Below are 20,997 nucleotides of genomic sequence, written 5' to 3'. Positions count from 1 at the left end.
TGTGGTCCTGGCCCCGCAACGCGGCCCTCATGATCGCGTTGCCGTCTTGCCCCCGGTTGCCGTCTTGTCTTCATGCCATTTGACCTGCGGGATCACGGCACGGACGGCAGGGACGGCCGCCCGGGGGATGCGGGGCTCAGCCCGAGGCGGGGACGGTAGGCCCGGCGTCCACCGGGTGGACGGTGGGGCAGTAGCGCCGCCAGGCGTCGAGGAACTTGTTGCGCATGTAGCCCTTGCGCTGGGTTCCGTCGGCGAGGCGGACGTTGCCGGGCTTGATGACGTACGGGCTGAGCATCCGTGCCAGTTCGCGGGAGTCCAGCCCGTTGCGCCCCCACTCCGCCCACGGGGCCTCTGCGTCCTGGCGCAGGTGGTAGAGCAGCTCGTCCGTGGAGAGGCTGTCCGCCTCGCGCTGGGCGGCGAAGACCCGGCGGATGTCGGCGAGGACCCGGGCACCGCCGGGTCGCTCCTCCTCCGCTTCGACCTCTGTGGCCACCATCCGCGCACACGCCTCGCGAGCGCGCCGGGGCCAGGACCCGGCGGCCAGGTCGGCGACGATGACCAAGGGCTCCCAGGTGTCAGCCGCCCGGTCTTCCACCGGCATGACCGGCTCCAGTTCCGCTGCCTCGTCCAGCAACGGCCTGGCCCAGGCAGCGATGCGGTCCCGCAGATCGTGCAGGGCCGGGATATCGCGGCGGGAGCGGAAGGGCTTGACCTTCTCGCCCTCGGCCCGGCGCCGCATGCGGATCACGATGGCCCGGTCCATGATCGTGTCGGGCAGGTCGCCGATGCCCGCGATGGCCGCCATGGCGAAGGTCGCGAAGCGGTGCGGGGTGTGGTCGTTTCCCACGACCCGGGTGACGTACCGGTTGCGCTGGTGGCCGGCGTTGAGCAGGCCGCGCATCTCCTCGTTCTTCTCGGCCACCTTCGGGGTGCCGAAGATGGTGTCCGCCTCGTCCACCAGGAGTGTGGGCGGGTTCTCCTCGGTGATCGACCGGAAGATGGCCGCCGGTGTGGTGTTGATGGTGATCATCGGCTCGTGGACCGTCTCGGTCAGCGCGTCCAGCAATCGCGACTTGCCGCACCTCTTCGCCGGTCCCACCACCGCCAGACGGGGCGCGTGCTGCCACGCGGGCTGGAGATGCGTCGCCGCCACCCACAGCGTGACCGCGTCCAGGGCCTCCGGAGAGGGCAGGATCACGAACTTCGCTATCTGCGAACGCAGTTCGTCCAGCAGCGCCGAGCCGAGCGTCGGCTCGGGATCCGGCACCACCTCCTCGGCGGACTGATCCGCCGAAGTGGCGTCAGATGCACCCTCGTTGGCGGTCGGCGGGGCTTCGCCGGTGTGGTGGCCGAGCTGGCCGGGGATGGTGACGGGCGGCCACGAGGGCTTGTCGGAGTCGGAATAGGGCTCGGCTCCCGCATGTTCCACGGGGCAGCTCCTTTTCTGGCGGTGGCGGGCGTGTGCGCCTTGGCCGCCGGGTTGGTTCTTCACGGGCCGGTTGGGGTTGCTCGGGCCTCCGGCGTTGCACCGCCGGGGGCCCATCCCCATCTCGCGGGCACCAGGCCATCGCGAGGGAACACGGACCGTACGTCCACACCCGGCAACAGTCCAGCGTTTCTGTGTCAGCTCAGCGCAGAACGGTTTGCTACGGTGCTGCGCCATCACGCCGCCAGACCCAGCAGATCGAGCAGGTCCGCGGTCACGACCCGGTAGGCGTTGCCGAGCCGCAGCACCTTGCATGGGTACTCGCCCCGCTTCGCCAGCTCATAGCCCTTGCTCCGCCCGAGCCCGAGAGCGCGGTTGCCAGTGTCCAGGTCAACCGACACGGGGAGGGCGAGAAGCTCCTCCCGGCTCATCCCCTTCGAGTCCTTCATCCGTCCGGCCGTCGCGTCTTCGCGCATGCAGGGCGCCCCTTTTCGGTACAGCCCTCGGCGAACGTGCTCCTCACGTCCGGCTCCAGGCGTCTACCAACCATCATCGGGAAGCTAATGTGTCTACATGACACAACGCGGTGTGGATGCTGATGAGGACGACGTTCCCGAGTGGGAGGACCGGGTCAAGGCCAACGTGGCGGGCGAAGTCCGGCGCAGAAGAAAGGAGATGGGATTGAGCGCACAGGACCTGGCCGACGCGTGCGAGCAGCTAGGGCATCCCATCCCGCGCAACGTGATCGCCAACATGGAGTCCGGCCGCCGGGCCAGCCTGCCCCTGGTGGACGTCATGGTCCTGGCCGCCGCCCTGGAGACGTACCCGGTCTGCCTGATCTTCCCGGTCGGCTACGTCGACCGAACCCAGGAACTCCCCTTCCAGGAACTCGTGCCCACCTGGGACGCCCTGCGGCGCTTCACCGGCGACGAGGACATTCCCTTGCACGACGCGGGGCTGGTCCCCGACTTCGAAGTGCACGACAACCTCGTACGCACCGCTCTGGCCGCCCTCGAAGAAGCGGAACAGGCACGGTTCGCAGCCAAAACGGCAAGCAACCGCGCCCAGGAGGAGGAAGCCGAGCGCAGGCGGACCAAGTACTCCGACGAGGCCATCTCCGCCAAGTACAAACTGCGCTACCTCCGTCGCGACCTCCGCGACGAAGGTGCCACCCCGCCCCATCTCCCACCCGCCCTGGCGGACGTCGACCCGCCCGAACCCGACCCCAACACCACCCCGGAGGAACGCCTTTGAAGGGCTCCACCTACCGCCGCTGCTCCTGCCGCGACCCCAAGACCGGCAAGGAACTCGGTACGTCCTGCCCCAAGCGCAACAGCAGGAACCACTGCACCTACTCCATACGCCAGGAGCTGCCACCCCGCGAGGACGGCAGCCGACGCTCCTTCGCCCGCGGCGGGTACCCCAGCCTCAAGGCGGCCCAGGCCGATCTCGACCACGTACGCGCCCTCATGGCGCTCGCCGAGTCGGACGACCCTGAAGGCGTCCAGCTGATCGCCGAGATGCTGTCCGAGGTCAGCCGCGACAAGCTGCCGCTCCCCGACGTGGAGGAGACCCGGCGTCGCCTCAATGCCGGCCAAGACCTCGTCGGCAGCCTCACCGTGAGCGAGTGGCTGGACAGGTGGCTCGCGGGCAAGCGCATCCGGAAGTCGGGCGTCAGCCGCTACGAGACCGACGTCCGCGTCCACCTCAAGCCCCACATCGGCGACCGGCGCCTCGACCGACTGCGCGTCAGCCACCTCAGCGAGATGTTCACCGCCATCACCGACGCCAACGCCGAGATCCTGGAGCAGAACGCCCAACGGCGTGCGGCGGTAGAGGAGTTGGCGTCCGTGCCGTGGAAGGGCCTGGGGAACCGGGCGCGCCGCAAGGCCATGAAGACGGCCATCGACGCGATGCCGCCCTTCCGCCGCGTCACCGGGCCGTCCACGCGCCAGCACGTCAAGGCCACGCTCCGCGCCGCCCTGAACGAGGCGATCGGCCAGCAGATCATCACGTTCAACCCGGCGTCCCACGTCGAGATCGACCCCGTCCGCAAGCCGAAGGCTCTCGTGTGGACGGACGAGCGGGTCGCCCGGTGGCAGCAGACCGGCGAGAAGCCCTCCCCCGTCATGGTCTGGACGCCCGAACAGACCGGCGCGTTCCTCGACTTCGTCGCCGCAGACCGGCTCTACGCCATGTGGCACCTGGTCGCCTTCCGCGGCCTGCGTCGCGGCGAGGCATGCGGCCAGCCCTGGTCAGAGACCAACCTCGACCGACACTCCCTCACCGTCACCGGCCAACTCGTCCAGGACGGGTGGGACGTCGAAGCGTCCGAGCCGAAGACCGACAGCGGCTTCCGCGTCGTGGCCCTGGACGACGACACGGTCAGCGTCCTGGAGCGGCACCGCAAGCAGCAGGAAGCGGACCGCGCGGAGTGGGGACCGGCCTGGGTCGACACCGGTCTCGTCTTCACCCAGGAAGACGGCTCCTGGCTGCACCCCGGCAAGGTGACCGACCTCTTCGAACGGCTCGTCGCCGCCTCCGGCCTCCCGCCGATCCGGCTGCACGACCTGCGCCACGGCGCGGCCACGCTCATGCTCGCCGCCGGTATCGACGTGAAGATCGTGTCGGACACTCTCGGGCACAGCGACACCCGCATCACGCGGGACATCTACCAGAGCGTTTTCCCCCACGTGGGCAAGAGCGCCGCTGAGGCCACCGCCAAGCTGGTTCCGCTTCAGCGCAAAACGGCGGCCGAGAAGGCCGCACGCAAGGCGGAGAAGGTTCGGAAGAAGGCCAAGCGCGCCCAGAAAGTCGGGGACGAGAACAAGTACCGGCTGAAGAAGCCCAAGAAGTAGGACCCAACGCCTCCGCGCGCCCCAGCGCCCCGTCGGCTGGCGAAGCGCCAGCAGGGCTGGCCGTATTCATCGGCTCACTCACGCAGCTGACTCAACGGCGCCGACGACGGGCGCTGTTGCGGGCAGATTGGGGCTGTTCCTTGCCGGTGAGTATCCCGGCGGTGAGCAGTCGGCCTTCACGAACACTCCGCGTGATCTGCTGCCGAACCAGCTCTGTACTCACTCCGGCAGTACCAATCATACCTGTCTCCACTAGCCGGGTGAACATGGTGTTGTCCAAATAACTCGGAACGTTGGAGTAGCCAAAGCGCAGCGCTTTGTCCCTGCCATCCCTCAGTCGCGGGTCGGTGCGCAGTTGCTGGAAGTGCTGGCGGGAAAAATACATTCCCGGCACCATGATGTTCGCCTGCGGGATCAGCCCTTCGGGCGGGCACAACTTGATCCAGCTCGGATCGGGACTCAGCCTGTGGTCATCGGTCGTTCGGCGGAGACCGGCAGCATAGGCGTCCACGTCTTCCATGCGTTTCAGTTCGTCGGCCAGCTTGCGATCGCTATCCGGGTAGTAGTAGCCGCCCACCTTGTTCAGCTTCTTGTACTGAACGAGGACGAGGCTTCCACGGCTTTGGTGGTAATACAGAAGGTCAGCGCCGGAATTTCCCTCAACGGCGGTGCGGTTCACGTTGGCGATCAACAGCGACTGGTCGTCCTGCCGGAACTGTCGCCAAGCGACGTGCCCAGTGCGCTCACCAATCCAGCCCAGAAACATCTCGGCATCGTGCCCGATGTGGTGATCTTCGATCGCGATGTCGTGCTGCGGGGCTGCTTGGCCTCCATCGGCTGACGCTGCCCCGGTCCGGCTCAGGAGGTCGAGATACGCCGGAGGAGGCCGGTCGTCGTACAGTTCCTCGGCCGGCGGATCCCACCGGGCGAGCTGAGGGATGGACATCCCTGCCATACGTCCAATTCCCAGGACTGCGTCGCGCTGGGTCGCCAAGGCTTCTCCTGCAGTCGAGCGCACTGTGTAGCCGTCAAGCGTCGCTCGGAGTCGGCGAATCACATCGCTTGCATCAGGCCGCAACTCGACCAAGGCGGCGAGGAGAGCGTTGCCCGTCGCCTCGGTCTGCTGCCCTTCATCAATCAGGTGCCTGTCATGCCGCGCAGCCAAGCGCGCTGTGACTTCCTTCAGCATCACAGGCTGTGAAAGCGCGCTGACATGGGAGATCTCCAGCTTCTGCTCCAAGTCGGCGACTTGGCGCAGTCGCTTAGTGTGTCCGAGTCTGGTCACATACAAGAGACCATGTCTGTCGGGAGTGGCGATCAAGGTCAGGTGACTGCCCTTGGTCCAGAACTCCCTGGGCCGGGTGGCCGTCCATGTCCACTCACGACGTCCGGAGGCCGGGAACAAGCCCTCTTGCCATTCGATATGTGCTGTCTCGGACTCCGTGCACCTGATGATCGCGACCATGCCGATCATTCTGGCCGCCGAACTCACTTGCTGTCGGTGTTCAGGCAAGAAACGCCCCTGCGGGAGCAGCATCCCCTGAGTGCCACCCAGCAAGCACTGGCGCGACGGCTTGAGTTCCAACCGGAGCCAATTGGTCGAGAAGCCACAGGGCGTTGGTAGTTCCCTCCGCTCACGCATCGCTCACGCAAGCCGTCCCACGGCACCCCAGCCGTGCGACGCGTCACGCCCCGAGCAACACAAAAGGCCAGGTCACGGGCTATGTGACCTGGCCTTCGAAGGAGCCCCCTGTCGGATTCGAACCGACGACCTACGCATTACAAGTGCGTTGCTCTGGCCAACTGAGCTAAGGAGGCCTGCGCGATGCGTGCGTACCCGAGACGTGCGCGATCACGTGCCCGTGCAGTGTACCCAGGTCCCCGCCGCGCCCTGTCGAAAATTTCCTCGAAGTTCACATGGACCCAGGTACTGACAGACCAGGCAAACGCCAGGTACCGTCCTGACCCAGTTCACTCGCGTGGACTACACCACCACCTTCCTACAACGGATCGTCCGGCACGTTCCTGCCGGTAGAAGGGGGCCCTTCATCATGGCCACTGTTTCGTTCGACAAGGCGACCCGGATCTACCCGGGCACCGAGAAGCCCGCCGTCGATGGTCTGGAGATCGAGGTCGGGGACGGCGAGTTCCTCGTCCTCGTCGGTCCGTCCGGCTGTGGCAAGTCCACCTCGCTCCGCATGCTCGCGGGGCTCGAGGACGTCAACGCCGGCGCCATCCGCATCGGTGACCGCGACGTCACGCACCTGCCGCCGAAGGACCGGGACATCGCCATGGTGTTCCAGAACTACGCGCTGTACCCGCACATGACGGTCGCCGACAACATGGGCTTCGCGCTCAAGATCGCCGGCGTCAACAAGGCCGAGATCCGCCAGAAGGTGGAGGACGCGGCGAAGATCCTCGACCTCACGGACTACCTCGCCCGCAAGCCGAAGGCGCTCTCCGGCGGTCAGCGCCAGCGTGTGGCGATGGGTCGCGCCATCGTGCGTGAGCCCCAGGTCTTCCTCATGGACGAGCCGCTGTCGAACCTCGACGCCAAGCTCCGTGTCTCCACCCGTACGCAGATCGCGTCGCTGCAGCGCCGCCTCGGCATCACCACCGTCTACGTCACCCACGACCAGGTCGAGGCCATGACGATGGGCGACCGGGTCGCCGTACTGAAGGACGGTCTGCTCCAGCAGGTCGACTCGCCCCGCAACATGTACGACCGTCCCAAGAACCTCTTCGTGGCCGGATTCATCGGCTCCCCCGCCATGAACCTGATCGAGGTCCCGATCACCGACGGCGGCGTGAAGTTCGGCAACTCGGTCGTCCCGGTCAACCGCGACGCCCTCAAGGCCGCCTCCGACAAGGGTGACCGTACGGTGACCGTCGGCGTCCGCCCCGAGCACTTCGACATCGAGGAGCACAACGGCGAGGCCGCGAAGTCCCTCACCAAGGACACCGAGGACGCCCCGGCGGGTCTCGCGGTCTCCGTGAACGTCGTCGAGGAACTGGGCGCCGACGGCTACGTCTACGGCAGCGCCAAGGTCGACGACAACCTCACGGACCTCGTCGTCCGCGTCAGCGGCCGCTCGGTGCCGGAGAAGGGCGCCACGCTTCACGTGGTCCCGCGTCCGGGCGAGATCCACGTGTTCTCGACCTCCACGGGCGAGCGACTCACCGACTGATCAAACGTTCGCAGGAAGGGCCCCGCGGTTCGCCGCGGGGCCCTTTCCGTTGTGACGGCTGCCGGACCGTCGCCTGACCGTGTCGACAAATACCCCGGCAGACCGGTCATTTCGAGCAGCGTTCGTCAACGCCCTACCCAATTCGAGGCACCAATCCATCCCCCGAATTGGTGACTAAATGTCGCCAAATCATTACCGGACGCTACCCTCACACGCGTGAAGCACTCCAATAACCAACAGCCGCGACGCGGCCGGGGCCCCGCCCGCCGGGTCGGCCGCACGCTCGCCCTCGTCCTGCCCGTCATGATGGTGCTCTCCGGGACCCTCGCGGTCACCCGGGTCAACTGGTCGGGGAGCCCCTCCAGTTCGATGCTCACCGCCACGGACGTCACGGCGGCCGGAGCCTCCTCCAAGGCCGCCGCACGCGCCCCGCAGGACATCCTGCGCGACCAGCTCATGACCGAGCTCCAGGACAAGAACCCCGGCGTCGTCCTGACGCACCTCCAGGAGGCGGTGAACGGCCACCCGTCGCTCGCCACGCACTGCACCTCCATCGCCCGCGCACTGGGCCGCGCCGCGGTCCGTATCTACGGCGCGGCACGCGCCCAGTCCTACGCCCGCCCCGTGTGCGACACCTCGTTCGCCTCCGGGGTCATGGCCGCGCACAGCTGACCGGTGCCGGAGCCCGGAGGAGGAGGTCGGAGTAGGAGGTCGGTAACGGCTGATTAAGGAACGGTTGCAGCCGGAGGACGCGGTGGGGCCGCCACGTACAGTTCGGGTCATGACCGATCCGAACGCCGCGTCGCGCCCCACCCAAGCCGTGATCCTGGCCGGTGGCCAGGGGTCCCGGCTGCGCCCGTACACCGACGACCGGCCCAAGCCGATGGTCGAGATCCCCGGCACGGGGACGCCGATCATCGGCCACCAGCTCGTCTGGCTCGCCGAGGAGGGCATCACCGACGTGGTGGTCAGCTGCGGGCATCTCGCCGAGGTGCTGCAGGCCTGGCTGAAGACGGCCGACCTGCCCCTCGGCGTGACCACGGTCGTCGAGACGGAGCCCCTGGGCCGCGGCGGCGGCCTCAAGTACGCCGCCGCGCACCTGCCCCGCCCGGACAAGGCCTGGTACGCCACCAACGGTGACATCTGGACCCGCTTCTCGCTGCGCGACATGGCGGACTTCCACACGGAGCGCGACGCGGTCGCGACGCTGGCTCTGGCGCGGCCTCGGATTCCCTGGGGGGCCGTGCAGACGGACGGCTTCGGGCACGTCACGGACTTCATCGAGTCGCCGCCGACGCAGTACGCGATCAATGCGGGGGTGTACGTCTTCTCGCCCGAGTTCGCGGGGTTGTTGCCGGAGCGCGGGGATCACGAGCGGACGACGTTCCCCCACCTTGCGCGTGAGTTGCGGTTGGCCGGGTTCCCGATTCCGCAGGGGGCTTACTGGCGGGCCATTGATACCGCGAAGGATCTGACCGAGGCCGCAAAGGAGTTGGCGGCGCTCGGTCGTTAGCTGCGGGTCCGCTGTGGCTGGTCGCGCCCCGCGGCGGAGCCGCCAATGCCACAGCCCCGCGCCCCTGGGGCGACTGAGAGGGCCTGCACTGAAAAGTGCAGGCCCTCTCTCTGTGTGTCAGCCGGTGGGCGACTGCTTCAACAAGCCGCCCACCGGCCCAGTTACCCCAACAGGCCGCCCACCAGGCCCGGCTGGCCGGAGGAGGAGGAACCCCCGGTGCTGGAGCCGCCGCTGGAGCCGGTGCCGCCGCTGGTGCCGCCGCCGGTCGGGGAGCCGGAGGAGGTGCTGGGGGCCTGGCCGGCCGGGGAGGACTGCTGGGGCTGGGTGCGGCCCGCGGTGCCCTGGGTCTGGCTGGGGGCGCCGCCGGTGGCCGTACCGGAGGAGGAGTGGGTCGCGCCAGGGGTCGTCGCGGCGCCCGAGGGCTTGGCCGAAGTCGCGTGCCGGGACGGTGACTTGGACGCCCTGGGGCTGCTGCTGTGGCTCTTGGTCGGTTCTCCGGGGAGCGGGGTGCCCGGCAGTTCGTTGCGCGGGGCCTCGCCGGGGCCGGGGACGACCACGCGGCTGGAGTCGCGGACCGCGCCGCCGAGCAGGGAGCCGACGAGCAGGGTGAGGCCGATGGAGACGGCCGTGACGAGGGCGCCGCGGCGCAGGACGTAGCGGCGCAACTCCCAGATGTCGGCGCGGGGTCCGAGGCGGCGCCAGGCGCTGCCCGCGAGGCGGCCGTCGATGGAGTAGACGGGGGCGCCCGCGATGACCAGCGGGGACCAGGCGGCGAGATAGATGATGTCGGGCGCGTCGTAGGCCGGGACGGTCTTCCAGCTGACCGTGACGATCAGTGCCGCCGAGAGCAGCGCGCCGAAGATCGCGGCGACCCGCTGCCACAGGCCCAGGATCGTGAGGACGCCCACGATGACCTGGGCGAAGGCGATGACGAGCCCGGAGCCGACCGGGTGCTGGAGGGCGAACTGCCGTAGGGGCTCGGCGACTTCCCACGGGTGCAGGGTGTTGAGCCACTTGACCATGGAGCCGCGCTTGCCGCCGTCGAAGTAGACGGGGTCGCACAGCTTGCCCATGCCGGCGTAGATGGAGATGAAGCCGAGGAAGATGCGGAGCGGGAGAAGGACGACCCCGAGATTCATCCGGCGGCCGGGGTAATAGGCGTGCCGTACGGGCTCGTTGGGGTTGCGCCTGGTGCGGCGCTCGCGTTCCGCCCCCTCGAAGTCCTCGAACTCCGGGTCCGCGTAGGCGGGTTCGTCGTAGGCGCTGCCCACCGTCCGCATGGGCGGCAGGAGTCGGGTCTCGCCGGTGTCGTGATCGCCGCCGCGCTGGGCACCGACGACCGGGGTCTCGATGGTCTGCGCGCTCAGGTCGCCGTCGTAACCACCGCTGTCGATACGGGGGATGACCTGCGTGGCTCCGGCGTCGCCGACCGGTTCGTCGCCGTGGCGGACGCCCGTGCCGCGCACGGCCTGGAGCAGCCGGTGGGCGCCGGTGTCGTCCGGGGCGGACTTGCCGCTCCAGACGACGGGCCGGCGACGCGCGCCGCCGGCGGGGATCCGGCCGGGGACCTCGGTGGCGCTCAGGTGCCGTGCGATCCGCGGCGACGGGGAACGCGTCGAGGCGCCCAACTGCACGCGGAAGCTCGCATGATTGACGATGATCTGCGCCGGATCGCTCGGCACCTTCACCATGCTCAGCGCGGGAGCGTCGTCGAAGCCCGACGGGCCGTCCCCCGTGGGTGTGCGGGGTGTTCTGGTGTCCACACTCATCTAACCGAGTGACGTGTGTTTAGGACACTGCTTTGACTCGCCGGAAGTGTCCGGACCGCGTCAAGCGTGTGCCCGGCGCCCAGATTGCCCCGAGTGGGGGACGGTGCCGAACGCCCGTTCAGGAACGCTTGCGTGCCGCCTCGTAGAGCACAATGCCCGCCGCCACACCGGCGTTGAGGGACTCCCCGCCGCCGGGCATCGGGATCCGGACCCTGAAGTCGCAGGTCTCGCCCACGAGTCGGGACAGGCCCTTGCCCTCGCTGCCGATCACGATGACCACCGGGCCTTCCAGCGCGGCGAGTTCACCGACCTCGGTGTCACCGTCGGCGGCCAGGCCGACGATCGCGAGGCCCGCCTTCTTGTACGCCTCCAGGGCGCGCGTCAGGTTGGTGGCGCGGGCGACGGGCGTACGGGCGGCGGCGCCCGCGGACGTCTTCCAGGCGCCGGCGGTCATGCCGGCCGCGCGCCGCTCGGGCACGAGGACACCGTGCCCGCCGAAGGCGGCTGCGGAGCGGACGATCGCGCCGAGGTTGCGCGGGTCGGTCACCCCGTCGAGGGCGACGATCAGCGGGTCCTCGCCCTTGTCGTAGGCCGCGTTGGCGAGGTCCTCGGCGTGCGCGTACTCGTACGGCGGGACCTGGAGGACCATGCCCTGGTGGTTGAGGCCGTTCGTCATGCGGTCCAGCTCGGGGCGCGGGGCCTCCATGAGGTGGACGCCGCCGCGCTCGGCGACGAGCTGGAGCGCCTCGCGCACCCGCTCGTCGTTGTCGATGAACTGCTGGACGTAGAGCGTGACCGCCGGGACGCCCTCGCGCAGCGCCTCGACGACCGGGTTGCGGCCGACGACCATCTCGGACGTGCCCTTGCCGCCGCGGCCGCGCGGCGCGGGACGGCGCTGGACCTGCTTGGCCTTGGCGTTGGCGACGCGGTTCTTCTTGTGGCCCTTGCGCACCTCGGCGGGCGGGGTGGGGCCCTTGCCTTCGAGACCCCTGCGCCGCTGGCCGCCACTGCCGACCTGCGCGCCCTTCTTGCCGGACATGCGGCGGTTGTTGGCTGCCATGACCTACCTGTCTGTGTGACCCGTCTGGGGGTGTGGTGAATACGTACGTCTATGCAGTGTGCCGCCCGGGAGGCCGGGCGGCACAGTCGATCTTCGTTGACCGGGGTGGGGTTCAGCGTGGGCCGAGGGTCCAGCGCGGGCCCTGCGGGCCGTCCTCGATGTTGAGGCCGGACTGGTTGAGCTGGTCGCGGATGCCGTCGGCGGTGGCCCAGTCCTTACGGCCCCGGGCGGCCTCGCGCTGGTCGAGGACCATCCGGACCAGGGTGTCCACGACACCGTGCAGGTCCTCGCCGCGGTCACCGCCCTCGCCGACCCAGTGCGGGTCCAGCGGGTCGAGTCCGAGCACCCCGAGCATGGCGCGCACCTCGGCGAGACGCGCTACGGCGGCTTCCTTGTCGTCGGCGGCCAGCGCGCTGTTGCCCTGCCGGACCGTGGTGTGGACGACGGCGAGGGCCTGCGGGACGCCCAGGTCGTCGTCCATCGCCTCGGCGAACGCCGGCGGCACCTCGGCCGCGGGCTCGACGACTCCCCCGGCCTTTTCCACGACCCGCTGCACGAAGCCCTCGATCCGCGCGAACGCGGACTCGGCCTCGCGCAGGGCCTCCTCGCTGTACTCGATCATCGAGCGGTAGTGCGGGGTGCCGAGGTAGTAGCGCAGGACGATGGGCCGCCAGCGCTTGACCATCTCGGAGACGAGGACGCTGTTGCCGAGCGACTTCGACATCTTCTCGCCGCTCATGGTGACCCAGGCGTTGTGCACCCAGTACTGCGCGAAGTCGTCGCCGTAGGCCTTCGCCTGGGCGATCTCGTTCTCGTGGTGCGGGAAGATCAGGTCGAGGCCGCCGCCGTGGATGTCGAAGGCGGGGCCCAGGTACTTGTGCGCCATCGCCGAGCACTCCAGGTGCCAGCCGGGGCGGCCGCGACCCCACGGGGTCTCCCAGTCGGGCTCGCCCGGCTTGGTCGCCTTCCACATCGCGAAGTCGCGCGGGTCGCGTTTCCCGGTGATGCCTTCCTCGGTGGGCTGGCGCAGGTCGTCGATGTCCTGGTTCGACAGCTGCAGATAGTCCGGGTACGAGCGCACGTCGAAGTAGACGCTGCCGTCGGCCTCGTACGCGTGACCGCGCTCGATGAGCCCGCGCATCATCTCGATCATCTCGGGGACATGGCCGGTCGCGCGCGGTTCGTACGTCGGCGGGAGGCAGCCGAGTGCCTGGTAGCCGTCGTTGAACGCGCGCTCGTTCTCGTAGCCGATGGACCACCAAGGGCGGCCCTGGTCACGGGACTTGGCGATGATCTTGTCGTCGATGTCCGTGACGTTGCGGATGAACGTGACGTCGTAGCGGCGGTATTCGAACCAGCGGCGGAGGATGTCGAAGTTCAGGCCCGAGCGGATGTGGCCGATGTGAGGGGCGGCCTGCACGGTGGCACCACACAGGTAGATCGAGACACAGCCCGCTGTGAGCGGGGTGAAGTCACGAATCTGCCGGGCGCTGGTGTCGTACAGACGAATGGTCACGGTACAAGGGTAGTGGGCGGCACGGGGTGCGCGGGACCGTATATCAGGTGCAGGCCGGTGGGGGCTGGTCGCGCAGTTCCCCGCGCCCCTTGAGTGGGACCACTTACCGGTGTTTGACCACCAGCGCAGTCGCCACAGCCATCAAGCCCTCACCCCTGCCCGGGAAACCCAGACCGTCCGTTGTCGCCCCCGACACCGAGACCGGAGCCCCCACCGCCTCCGACAACAGCTTCTGGGCTTCGTCCCTTCGTTTGCCGATCTTCGGACGCGGCCCTACGACCTGGACCGCCACGTTGCCGATCGTGAAGCCGGACTCGCGGACGATACGAGCCGCCTCCCTCAACAACGTGACCCCGGACGCGCCCGACCACTCGGGGCGGCCGGTGCCGAAGTGTTGGCCGAGGTCACCCAGCCCGGCTGCCGAGAAGAGGGCGTTGCAGGCCGCGTGGGCGACGACGTCCGCGTCGGAGTGGCCGGCGAGGCCCGGGCCCTCGTTCTCCCACTTCAGGCCGGCGCACCAGAGGTCGCGGCCCTCCTCGAAGGCGTGGATGTCGGTGCCGATGCCTACCTGGGGCAGGGGGTACGGCATCGGGTGGGTCTCAGAAGCCATCGTTCAGCCTCCTGCGGGCGAGGACCGCCTCCGCGAGGACCAGGTCCAGGGGGCGGGTCACCTTGAAGGCCTCCTCGTGGCCGGGGACGGCCACGACCGTGAGGCCGAGCTGCTCGACCATGCTCGCGTCGTCGGTGACGTTGTCGGTGACCGTTTCGTGGGCGTGGACGAGGGTGGCGCGGTCGAAGCCCTGCGGTGTCTGTACGGCGCGGAGGCGGGCCCGCTCGGGGGTGGCGACGACCGGCTCCGGCGCGCCCGGCGTCCCGGCCGGCTCGACCTCCTTGACGGTGTCGGCGAGGGGCAGGGCCGGTACGACGGCGGGCACTCCGTCCCGTACGGCCTCGATGACCGCGTCGACCGTGTCGACCGGGACGAGCGGGCGGGCCGCGTCGTGGACGAGGACGATGTCGTAGCCGGGCGGCAGCGCGTCCAGGCCGAGCTTCACGGACTCCTGACGGGAGTCGCCGCCGGGGACGACCAGGAAGTCGGTCCGCTCGGGCAGCGCGTGGGCGTCGAGGAGGGTCTTGACCTCGGCGGCGCCGTCGGGCGGGGCCACGACGACGACCAGGGAGACGGCGCGGGACGCGGCCAGGGCGCGGATCGCGTGGATGAGCATGGGGGTGCCGTTCAGCGTGCGGAGCGCTTTGGGGGCGCCCGGTCCGAGGCGTACGCCCCGTCCGGCGGCCGGAATCACGGCGGCGACGGAGGACTGCGCCTGGGAAGAGCGCGAATCGTCAGACATCGGTTCCTGTCAGGTTTGTGTGCTCGACCTACGTGGGTATGGCCTCAGGAGTGCCGGGCGCGACGCCTTGACCGGACCCTTCCGTGACACCGGTCGAGCCAGCTGCCCGGGCCCGGCACACCATTATCGGGGGATGTTTCTCCGGTATCGGGGGATCTTTATCCGGCCGTTCGACGAAGGCGGAGTCGGGGTCGGAAAATTCCTCCGAGACATGCCGAAGCGCCCGGCGACAAGGGAGCTGTCATCGGGCACCACGGCATTATCAGTGTGCTGAGCAGGGCGTACCAGTCGCCTGCGTCAGGACGCGAGAACCTCGTCGAGCAGGGCCTCGGCCTTGTCCTCGTTCGTGTTCTCCGCGAGCGCGAGCTCACTCACCAGGATCTGGCGAGCCTTGGCGAGCATGCGCTTCTCACCTGCGGAGAGTCCGCGCTCGCGCTCACGACGCCACAGGTCACGGACGACTTCCGCGACCTTGATGACATCGCCGGAGGCGAGCTTCTCCAGATTTGCCTTGTAACGACGCGACCAGTTCGTGGGCTCCTCGGCATACGGAGCGCGCAGCACCTCGAAGACCCGGTCCAGCCCGTCCTGACCGACCACATCACGTACGCCGACGAACTCCGCATTGTCCGCTGGCACACGCACCGTCAGGTCACCCTGAGCGACCTTCAGCACCAAATAGGTCTTGTCCACGCCTTTGATCTGGCGAGTTTCGATAGCCTCGATCAGCGCGGCCCCGTGATGGGGATAGACCACGGTGTCGCCAACCTTGAACGTCATGTGACAGGTACCCCTTCCGTGGCTATCCAGGGTAACACGGAAACTGCGGGTTCTGAATGGCGTTTTCGCAGGTCAGGGCACATCTCGGGGCTTGACAACAGCAACAGGAACGTGCTGCGGAGGCCGAGCGGAAGAGGGTATTCGCAGGTCGGAGCAGCTCTCCGGGTGAGGTGAAACGCGTACGTTACACACATCCGGAGGCACCTCCAACCGGATGAACGTCCCTAAATGTCTGGTTCCAAGTGCTCGACTTCCGCTACTCCGTTCGGATGGTGGAGCCCGGTGCGAGGCGAATCCGGAATTGATCACCGGGGCCCGTCGAGATGCCGGTGATCAATTCTCCGAGGTGCCGTGCATTCTTCACGGAAAATCCGCCGACAGACGTCTGAGCTGCTTATGTGAATGCCGGACGAGTGCCGGGCACAAGTGACCCGTGAGTCACTTGTGGGACGTGGGTGGCCCCGGTCCGAACGAAGACAGGTGAGGTTGGGGGAGGGTCGGGTGCGGTGGTGCGGGAACGGCTCGGTAACCTAAGGCCGCTGACAGACACTTAGGGCGGCTTTATTCGAGAGTCGCCCTGCTCCGCCCACGTTCAAGGAGTAGCCGCCGCCGTGAGCAGCAGCCTTCGACGCGGCGCCCTCGCCGCCGCCGCCATCGCGTTCTCGATCGCCTCGCTCGCCGCGTGCGGTGCCGGCAACGACGCCCAGACGCTGGAGGTCAAGCCGGACAACGCGGCCGTCTCCGTCGGCGTCATCAAGGTGCAGAACGCGCTCGTCATCACCCAGCCCCTCACCGAGTCCGGCACCGAGGCCGCGGGTCCGGCGGTCATCTCCGCGACCGTGTTCAACACCGGCACCACGAACCAGACCCTGGACTCCGTCAGCGTCGACGGCGCGGGCGCGGTCACGCTCACCCCGGCCAAGGGCAAGGGCAAGCTGGTCGTCCCGGCCGGCGGCTCGCTCGTCCTGGGCGGCAAGGGCAACGCCTCCGCCGCGCTGGCCAGCCCCGGCGGCAGCCTCCAGGACGGCAACGCCCAGAAGGTCACCTTCACCCTCAGCACGACCGGTGGCGTGAGCCTGAGCGCGTTCGTCGTCCCGGCCGACAGCTACTTCACCAAGTGGGGCCCGACCTCGATCCCCACGGCGGCCCCGGGCGCCTCCGCGACCACCTCCGGCTCTCCGAAGCCGGGCAAGAGCACGTCGGCCACGCCGACCGACTCGGCCTCCGCGAGCGCGACGGCCACGGAGTCGGCCACCACGACCGGCTGAGCGGCCGTAGTACGCGTACGACGAGGGGCGGGACCTCTGTGTGAGGTCCCGCCCTTCGTCGTACGCAGTGCCTAAGGCCTGGTAGTCGGTTTACGGCTCGAACTTGTAGCCCAGGCCGCGGACCGTCACCAGGTAGCGCGGCGCGCCCGGGTCCGGCTCGATCTTGGCGCGGAGGCGCTTGACGTGGACGTCGAGCGTCTTGGTGTCGCCCACGTAGTCGGCGCCCCAGACGCGGTCGATGAGCTGCATGCGGGTCAGTACGCGGCCCGCGTTGCGCAGGAGCATCTCCAGCAGGTCGAACTCCTTGAGGGGCAGGTCGACCTTGGAGCCGGAGACCGTGACCACGTGGCGATCCACGTCCATGCGGACCGGACCTGCCTCGAGGGCGGCGGGGGTGACTTCCTCGGGCTCGCCGCGGCGGCGCAGGACGGCCCGGATACGGGCGACGAGCTCGCGGGACGAGAAGGGCTTGGTGACGTAGTCATCGGCTCCTATTTCCAGGCCGACGACCTTGTCGATCTCACTGTCCTTGGCGGTGACCATGATCACCGGAACGTTGGAGCGGCCGCGCAGCTGGCGGCAGACCTCCGTGCCGGGAAGCCCCGGCAGCATCAGGTCGAGCAGGACGAGGTCGGCGCCGTTGCGCTCGAACTCGTCGAGTCCGTCGGGCCCGGTGGTCGCGATGGCGACCTCGAAGCCCTCCTTGCGGAGCATGTACGACAGGGCGTCGGAGAAGGACTCCTCGTCCTCGACGACAAGCACTCGGGTCACGGAAGGACCTCCGGGGCGGGAAGCGGTTCGTACGGGGATGGTTCAGGGGACGCCTCGACCTCGTCGTCGAGGTCGGGGTGCTGGTGGGCACGGTCGCGGGCCGCACCCGCCTCCGGCAGCCTCAGGGTGAACGTGGAGCCCTGTCCCTCGGAGCTCCACACCGTGACCTCCCCGCCGTGCGAGGCGGCCACGTGCTTGACGATCGCCAGTCCGAGACCCGTACCGCCGGTGGCCCGCGAGCGGGCCGGGTCGACACGGTAGAAGCGCTCGAACACGCGCTCCTTGTCCTTCTCGGAGATGCCGATGCCCTGGTCGGTCACGGCGACCTCGATGTGGTCGCCGCCGCCCGCGGCCACCCGGCGTGCGGCTATGCCGACGCGGGTGCGGGCGGGCGAGTAGTTGACGGCGTTCTCGACCAGGTTTCCGAGGGCCGCGGCCAGCTGGCCCCGGTTCCCGTAGACGTGCAGGTCGGCGGTGCCGCCGGCGGCCATGGTGATCTGCTTGGTGCCGGCCTGGTGCCGGCAGCGGTCGATGGCCTCGGCGACGAGTTCGTCGACGCGGACGGGTTCGGCGTCTTCGAGGGGGTCGTCGTTCTGGACCCGCGACAGGTCGATGAGCTCCTGCACGAGATTGGTCAGGCGCGTGGCCTCGATCTGCATCCGGCCGGCGAAACGCTCCACCGCCTCAGGATCGTCGGAGGCGTCCATGACCGCCTCCGAGAGGAGGGAGAGCGCGCCGACGGGGGTCTTCAGTTCGTGGCTGACATTCGCCACGAAGTCACGTCGTACGGCCTCGATACGGCGGGCCTCGGTGAGGTCCTCCACGAGGAGCAGGACGAGCCGGGAGCCGAGCGGCGCCACCCGGGCGGAGACCGCGAGGGCCTCCCCGCGGCCGGTGCCGCGCCGGGGCAGATCCAGCTCGACCTGGCGTATCTCGCCGTCGCGCCGGGTGTCCCGGGCCATCTGGAGCATCGGGTCGACAGAGAGTTTTCCGCCGCGGACCAGTCCGAGGGCGTACGCCGCCGAGCTGGCCTTGACCACGGCGTCCGCCTCGTCGAGGACGACGGCCGAGGAGCGGAGCACCGAGAGCACGGTGTCCACACCCGGCGGAAGCACCGGGTCCGTATGCAGGGAGGTCCTGGTCGGTCGCTTCTGGTCGCGTTCGCTCCAGCGGAACGCCAGCATGGCGATGACACCGGTGAGCACCCCGGCGATCGCTGCCGCTGCGGCGACCGCCGCGTTCACGTCCATGCCCCCAGGTTAGGCATGGGATACCTCCTGGCCACAGCCATCGGAGTGCGACCTCGAACACTCGTCGCCCAGAGTTCACCTTGGAGCCAGTATTGGTTCATTTGGGTTGGCGGAAACCGTCGCGTAGGAGAGGGAACGTGGGAGCGTGGGGTGGAAGGGCCGGTTTTTAGTCACGGGCCCAGGCCCCCTGAGCCCCTTGACCCCCGAAGCAAACGTAGGAGAGGGAACCCTGATGCGGGACGCGTACCACGAGGAACTTGACTCGATCGGTGACGGTCTGGTGGAGATGGCCCGGCTGACCGGGTCGGCGATCGGACGCGCCACGACGGCCATCCTGGACTCCGACCTGAAGCTGGCCGAGAGCGTCATCGAGGCCGACAAGAAGGTCGACGACCTCCAGCACGACCTCGAAGCCCGGGCCATAGCCCTGCTGGCCCGGCAGCAGCCGGTGGCGACGGACCTGCGCATCGTCGTCACGTCGCTGCGCATGTCGGCCGACCTGGAGCGCTCCGGCGACCTCGCCCAGCACGTGGCGAAGCTCGCCCGGCTCCGTTTCCCGGAGCGCGCGGTGCCGCACGACCTGCACGCGACCATCCTGGAGATGGGCCAGCTCGCCCAGCGCCTGATGGCCAAGGCGGCCGAGGTCATCATCACGAAGGACGTCGACCTCGCGCTCCAGCTGGAGCAGGACGACGACGCGATGGACCTTCTGCACCGCACGCTCTTCCAGCACCTGCTGGACGACAAGTGGAAGCACGGCATCGAGACCGCGGTCGACGTGACCCTGCTCGGCCGCTACTACGAGCGCTTCGCCGACCACGCGGTCTCGGTCGCGAAGCGTGTGGTGTTCCTGGTGACGGGTGAGCACGCGGACGAGCTGCAGCCGGACATCCAGCCGGTCACGGGGGCGGAGGGGGCGTAGGTCTCCACCCGCTCCACCCGCTCTGTCCGCTCCGCCCCGAAGGCCCGGGCTCGCCGTACCGAGCGGGGGGTCGCTGGAAGCCGGGGGCGAATCTAACCACTGTCCTGGTATCTGACTGGTTAGGAATGACCCCAGCCTGCAGAGAGGGCCGGGTGCGGGGCGAGGAGGCGTGGGCCTCCGGCCCGGGGGGCTTGCGGGGGAAGCCTCAATGCGCCGTTGATGCGCCCGGCGAAGCGGGCATCCAATGGGCACAGGCACCAGCCTCTAGGAGGACCCATGGCCGAATCCCCCGCCACGACGCCGGACCCGACGCAGGAGCGCGAGACGCAACAGCCCGCCGAGATCAAGAGCCTCCCGCTCTTCGGCGCCTGCGGCTGCGGCTCGGGCTGCGGCTGCGGCTGCCAGTCCGGCAATCCGTGCCAGTGCGGCTGACCGACGTACAGAACCTCTGATCCCGGCGAAGGGGCCCGGGTGCTTCACGGCACCGGGCCCCTTCGCCGTGGCCGGGACGGTGTCGTATCGATCGTTCCGCACGGTCGCCGGGGACGCCGTACGGGCGCAGCATGGAGGGGGGAAGTCGGAAGGGAAGGAGGTGCGCGACCATGGCTCAGTACATGGACGTACACCACGGAATGAAGGGCATCACGGCCGACCAGTTGATGGAGGCCCACAAGGCGGATCTCGCCGTGGAGAAGGACGAGGGCGTCCACTTCGAGCGGGCCTGGGCGGACCCGGAGAGCGGAACCGTCTACTGCTTGTCGGAGGCCCCGTCGCCCGACGCGGTCCAGCGTGTCCACGAACGCGCGGGGCACCGGGCGGACGAGGTGCACGCGGTGCCGTACTCGATCTGACGACCGGCGCCCCACCGGATCGGGGTACGGCCAGCCCCACCCTCCATCGGGTGGGGCGCTCCATGGTTCCTGCGGGTGGGCGAAGGCATCGTAGAAGTCAGCCGGTTCGCAGCCGGTCGCCAAGGTCCCCCGCCCCTCGGGTCCCTCGTCCGGAAGGAACGTCCCATGGAATCACCGCAGTTCACGAACGCAGGCTCCACCACGGTCCCCGGCGAGAACGCCCTCGCGCCGCTGCTGGCCGCGTGGGACCAGGCGCACCCCGCCGCGGGCGACCCCGAGTGGCGGCACCTGCTGGACGAGATCGCGCACCCCGGCACGACGGAGGCGTTCCGGCGGCTGGCCGGATCCGCGGCCTGAGCCGCCACATGTGAGCCGCCACATGTGAGTCGCTGCATCTGAGCCGGTTCAACCGAGTCAACAGGTCGGATCGGCAGGGGCGTTCGAGCCTTTGGTGCTGTTTGGGCAAAGGGTTC

At 69.0% G+C, this 20,997-nt stretch carries 21 protein-coding genes and 1 tRNA gene; 10 read left to right on the top strand and 12 right to left on the bottom strand.

Annotation, left to right across the window (positions count from 1 at the left end; translation table 11 throughout):
• Window positions 1-136: 136 nt before the first annotated feature.
• A complete protein-coding gene (locus ACFWP5_RS03925) occupies window positions 137-1,429 on the bottom strand; it encodes a DUF3631 domain-containing protein (RefSeq protein ID WP_384149735.1) in 1,293 nt (430 codons plus the stop codon).
• A gap of 233 nt (window positions 1,430-1,662) precedes the next feature.
• Complete coding sequence (locus ACFWP5_RS03920; protein ID WP_201054394.1) at window positions 1,663-1,902, bottom strand: hypothetical protein; 240 nt, start codon at window positions 1,900-1,902, stop codon at window positions 1,663-1,665.
• Window positions 1,903-1,999: 97 nt separating this feature from the next.
• Between ACFWP5_RS03920 and ACFWP5_RS03915 the strand changes: the two genes are divergently transcribed.
• Entirely contained in the window at window positions 2,000-2,680 is a 681-nt protein-coding gene (locus ACFWP5_RS03915; RefSeq protein ID WP_384149732.1) for a transcriptional regulator, read from the top strand.
• On the top strand, window positions 2,677-4,284 hold the full coding sequence (gene xerC, locus ACFWP5_RS03910; protein ID WP_384149729.1) for a tyrosine recombinase XerC: 1,608 nt from the start codon (window positions 2,677-2,679) through the stop codon (window positions 4,282-4,284). The genes ACFWP5_RS03915 and xerC overlap by 4 nt, the downstream gene beginning before the upstream one ends.
• A gap of 91 nt (window positions 4,285-4,375) precedes the next feature.
• Here xerC and ACFWP5_RS03905 read toward each other — a convergent pair whose 3' ends face one another.
• Entirely contained in the window at window positions 4,376-5,749 is a 1,374-nt protein-coding gene (locus ACFWP5_RS03905; RefSeq protein WP_384149726.1) for a hypothetical protein, read from the bottom strand.
• 279 nt (window positions 5,750-6,028) lie between these two features.
• Window positions 6,029-6,102: transfer RNA gene (locus ACFWP5_RS03900), tRNA-Thr, on the bottom strand.
• A gap of 233 nt (window positions 6,103-6,335) precedes the next feature.
• Between ACFWP5_RS03900 and ACFWP5_RS03895 the strand changes: the two genes are divergently transcribed.
• The 3 genes from ACFWP5_RS03895 (at window position 6,336) to ACFWP5_RS03885 (ending at window position 8,985) form a co-directional block, all read left to right on the top strand.
• On the top strand, window positions 6,336-7,472 hold the full coding sequence (locus ACFWP5_RS03895; protein WP_384149723.1) for an ABC transporter ATP-binding protein: 1,137 nt from the start codon (window positions 6,336-6,338) through the stop codon (window positions 7,470-7,472).
• A 216-nt stretch (window positions 7,473-7,688) separates the two neighbouring features.
• Window positions 7,689-8,144: a hypothetical protein gene (locus ACFWP5_RS03890; protein ID WP_384149721.1), complete on the top strand. Its 456-nt coding sequence runs from the start codon at window positions 7,689-7,691 to the stop codon at window positions 8,142-8,144.
• Between the two features lie 109 nt (window positions 8,145-8,253).
• Window positions 8,254-8,985 (top strand): NDP-sugar synthase, encoded by a 732-nt coding sequence (locus ACFWP5_RS03885; RefSeq protein WP_384149718.1) that lies wholly within the window; start codon window positions 8,254-8,256, stop codon window positions 8,983-8,985.
• Window positions 8,986-9,146: 161 nt separating this feature from the next.
• Here the strand turns inward: ACFWP5_RS03885 and ACFWP5_RS03880 are convergent, their stop codons facing one another.
• The 6 genes from ACFWP5_RS03880 to ACFWP5_RS03855 all read right to left on the bottom strand — a co-directional run bounded on the left by ACFWP5_RS03880 (window position 9,147) and on the right by ACFWP5_RS03855 (window position 15,462).
• The gene (locus ACFWP5_RS03880; protein WP_384149715.1) at window positions 9,147-10,754 is read right to left on the bottom strand and encodes a DoxX family membrane protein; all 1,608 of its coding nucleotides are present in this window, start codon (window positions 10,752-10,754) and stop codon (window positions 9,147-9,149) included.
• A gap of 118 nt (window positions 10,755-10,872) precedes the next feature.
• Complete coding sequence (gene rlmB / locus ACFWP5_RS03875) at window positions 10,873-11,814, bottom strand: 23S rRNA (guanosine(2251)-2'-O)-methyltransferase RlmB (RefSeq protein ID WP_384149712.1); 942 nt, start codon at window positions 11,812-11,814, stop codon at window positions 10,873-10,875.
• A gap of 112 nt (window positions 11,815-11,926) precedes the next feature.
• A complete protein-coding gene (cysS, locus tag ACFWP5_RS03870) occupies window positions 11,927-13,330 on the bottom strand; it encodes a cysteine--tRNA ligase (RefSeq protein ID WP_384149709.1) in 1,404 nt (467 codons plus the stop codon).
• 103 nt (window positions 13,331-13,433) lie between these two features.
• A complete protein-coding gene (ispF, locus tag ACFWP5_RS03865) occupies window positions 13,434-13,940 on the bottom strand; it encodes a 2-C-methyl-D-erythritol 2,4-cyclodiphosphate synthase (protein ID WP_384149706.1) in 507 nt (168 codons plus the stop codon).
• Window positions 13,930-14,682 carry a 2-C-methyl-D-erythritol 4-phosphate cytidylyltransferase gene (gene ispD, locus ACFWP5_RS03860; protein WP_384149703.1) on the bottom strand — a complete coding sequence of 251 codons (753 nt, stop codon included), beginning with the start codon at window positions 14,680-14,682 and terminating at the stop codon, window positions 13,930-13,932. The genes ispF and ispD overlap by 11 nt, the downstream gene beginning before the upstream one ends.
• A 297-nt stretch (window positions 14,683-14,979) precedes the next feature.
• Window positions 14,980-15,462 (bottom strand): CarD family transcriptional regulator, encoded by a 483-nt coding sequence (locus ACFWP5_RS03855; RefSeq protein WP_003953493.1) that lies wholly within the window; start codon window positions 15,460-15,462, stop codon window positions 14,980-14,982.
• A 611-nt stretch (window positions 15,463-16,073) separates the two neighbouring features.
• Here ACFWP5_RS03855 and ACFWP5_RS03850 point away from each other — a divergent pair.
• Entirely contained in the window at window positions 16,074-16,730 is a 657-nt protein-coding gene (locus ACFWP5_RS03850) for a DUF461 domain-containing protein (RefSeq protein ID WP_384149700.1), read from the top strand.
• Between the two features lie 90 nt (window positions 16,731-16,820).
• Here the strand turns inward: ACFWP5_RS03850 and ACFWP5_RS03845 are convergent, their stop codons facing one another.
• Window positions 16,821-17,501 carry a response regulator transcription factor gene (locus tag ACFWP5_RS03845; protein WP_009340348.1) on the bottom strand — a complete coding sequence of 227 codons (681 nt, stop codon included), beginning with the start codon at window positions 17,499-17,501 and terminating at the stop codon, window positions 16,821-16,823.
• On the bottom strand, window positions 17,498-18,751 hold the full coding sequence (locus ACFWP5_RS03840; RefSeq protein ID WP_384149697.1) for a sensor histidine kinase: 1,254 nt from the start codon (window positions 18,749-18,751) through the stop codon (window positions 17,498-17,500). Before ACFWP5_RS03840 ends, ACFWP5_RS03845 begins: the two co-directional genes overlap by 4 nt.
• Window positions 18,752-18,983: 232 nt before the next feature.
• Here ACFWP5_RS03840 and phoU point away from each other — a divergent pair, with 232 nt between their 5' ends.
• From phoU to ACFWP5_RS03820, 4 genes are all read left to right on the top strand, one after another.
• Window positions 18,984-19,673 carry a phosphate signaling complex protein PhoU gene (phoU, locus tag ACFWP5_RS03835; protein WP_266858549.1) on the top strand — a complete coding sequence of 230 codons (690 nt, stop codon included), beginning with the start codon at window positions 18,984-18,986 and terminating at the stop codon, window positions 19,671-19,673.
• A 276-nt stretch (window positions 19,674-19,949) separates the two neighbouring features.
• Window positions 19,950-20,105: a hypothetical protein gene (locus tag ACFWP5_RS03830; protein ID WP_019062518.1), complete on the top strand. Its 156-nt coding sequence runs from the start codon at window positions 19,950-19,952 to the stop codon at window positions 20,103-20,105.
• Window positions 20,106-20,275: 170 nt separating this feature from the next.
• Window positions 20,276-20,524 carry an SCO4226 family nickel-binding protein gene (locus tag ACFWP5_RS03825; RefSeq protein WP_384149692.1) on the top strand — a complete coding sequence of 83 codons (249 nt, stop codon included), beginning with the start codon at window positions 20,276-20,278 and terminating at the stop codon, window positions 20,522-20,524.
• A gap of 165 nt (window positions 20,525-20,689) precedes the next feature.
• Entirely contained in the window at window positions 20,690-20,881 is a 192-nt protein-coding gene (locus ACFWP5_RS03820) for a hypothetical protein (RefSeq protein ID WP_384149689.1), read from the top strand.
• Window positions 20,882-20,997 lie beyond the last annotated feature (116 nt).

It is taken from the genome of Streptomyces sp. NPDC058469, assembly GCF_042721125.1.
GTDB lineage: Bacteria > Actinomycetota > Actinomycetes > Streptomycetales > Streptomycetaceae > Streptomyces.
Note: the sequence above shows the minus strand (reverse complement) of the source record. Positions and strands in the feature narration are given on the sequence as shown.